Origin of the sequence: Pseudomonas floridensis, from assembly GCF_002087235.1 — a bacterium.
Classification (GTDB): Bacteria; Pseudomonadota; Gammaproteobacteria; order Pseudomonadales; family Pseudomonadaceae; genus Aquipseudomonas; species Aquipseudomonas floridensis.
In genome coordinates this window covers 1-1,666 of record NZ_MUIO01000170.1, presented here as the reverse complement: position 1 = coordinate 1,666, position 1,666 = coordinate 1, and the positions used below count along the sequence as shown (strand labels likewise).

At 57.4% G+C, this 1,666-nt stretch carries 3 protein-coding genes; 2 read left to right on the top strand and 1 reads right to left on the bottom strand.

The features are described 5' to 3' along the window. Positions 1–145, bottom strand: a 145-nt coding sequence (locus tag BZK31_RS27560; protein ID WP_157900809.1) for a helix-turn-helix domain-containing protein, incomplete at its 3' end; no start/stop codon positions are given. Positions 146–227: 82 nt separating this feature from the next. Between BZK31_RS27560 and BZK31_RS27555 the strand changes: the two genes are divergently transcribed. Together BZK31_RS27555 and BZK31_RS27550 are read left to right on the top strand one after the other, a co-directional pair. Continuing rightward, positions 228–458 (top strand): DNA-binding protein, encoded by a 231-nt coding sequence (locus tag BZK31_RS27555; RefSeq protein ID WP_083186353.1) that lies wholly within the window; start codon positions 228–230, stop codon positions 456–458. A gap of 671 nt (positions 459–1,129) precedes the next feature. Continuing rightward, positions 1,130–1,666 (top strand): 3-deoxy-7-phosphoheptulonate synthase (locus BZK31_RS27550; protein ID WP_083186352.1); only part of this gene is annotated, 537 nt, incomplete at its 3' end.

Genomic DNA, 1,666 nt, shown 5'->3' with positions numbered 1-1,666 from the left:
CCAGGTAATCAGCCTTGGGGGCCCGATCGCCACTTTCGTACTTCCCTTGAGCGTTCGCTTCCACACCACCGATTTCACCGAAGGCACGCTGAGACAGCCCCAGACGTTCTCTTTCTTTTCTTAGTCGGTACCCAATTCCACTCATTTGAATGCATAACCCTGTTGACCCCATCCTTACGAATGGTAGAATCCAGCTAAAATTAAACTGATTTGAACGGTTTTGAACTATGCCCGGAATACGTACCGCTGCACAAGCCAAGGCCTGGCTCGAACAACAGGGCAAATCCGTTCAGGAATTCGCCCGGGAGAACAGCATTGATCCTGCAACGACCTACCAAGTGCTGGCGGGTCGCAAAAAGGGAAAGCGTGGCGAAGCTCATAAAGTGGCGGTTTTGCTGGGGATGAAGATCGGTGTCATCCCTTCCGATGACGCGGGATCTGAATCCAGCATCGATTGACGCGGATTCTTCCGATATTGATCCACCCGAATTTCCAACCGCCGGACGGCACGCGCCGACTGACAAAGCAGCCTTTTCCGACAGTTTTTGTCCGCAGCTAAACGTGTAACAGCGCAGGTAATCCCGTCGATTGAATTTTCCAATTGAATCAGCGACCTTGCCTGAAGTAAGCTCCTGCTCATTCAACGGAGATACACCATGTTGCAGTCCAGCCCACTACAGTTCGTCACTCGTGCCAGCGCCCGTCGCTCGGCAGAGGCTATGGCTGTGCGGGTTGCACCTGCGATGGGTGTTCTTCAGCTCAACGCATATTACGGGTATTGGTTTAGCCACTGGCGCGCCTGATACCCATCCGGCGCCCACTTCAAGGGGACGCCAACCAGAGAACATCTCTACCCCCGGTCGGCCTCCCGACCGGGGGTTTTGTTTTTCTGGCCCTGCGAAAACACCACATTGAATCAAATCGAGGAACACGACATGAACTACGCCACTTATTACCGCAACGACATCGATTTCGCCTGGCGATTTAGCAACCTCCGTTCGGGACAGCCTGCCGCCTCCGATCGGTCACTGCCAGGTGGCAATTACACATGCATGGCCAATACGGCCCTTTGTCGAACACCCCAGTAGGGCTTGCGCGGGAATCGCCCGCCAGCCCAGGAAGCCAGCACATGAACTCGTCCGTTGCCGTAAAACCGTCCGAACTGTCCAGTCACCCCCTTACGCTGCCGCGCAGCGTTCCAACGTCCAGGCGTCTGCCCAGCGCCCTTGAGCTCAAAAGCAGCCTGCCGCTGAGCGCCGCACTGACCGAACAGGTCACCGCACACCGCCGTGCCGTGAGAGCCATTCTTGAAGGTGAGGACACGCGCCTGCTGATCATCGTCGGCCCCTGCTCCCTTCATGATCCTCAGTCAGCGCTCGAGTACGCCGAACGCCTGGCCAGCCTGGCCGCCGAAGTCAGCGATCAGATGCTGCTGGTGATGCGTGCCTACGTCGAAAAACCGCGCACCACGGTGGGCTGGAAAGGTCTGGCCTACGACCCGCGCCTGGATGGCAGTGACGACATGGCCTTGGGCCTGAAGCTGTCACGCGAACTGATGCGCGAAATGCTGTACATGGGTTTGCCTGTGGCGACAGAGATCCTGCAGCCTATGGCAGCGGGCTACTTCGATGATCTGCTCAGTTGGGTGGCCATCGGCGCCCGGACC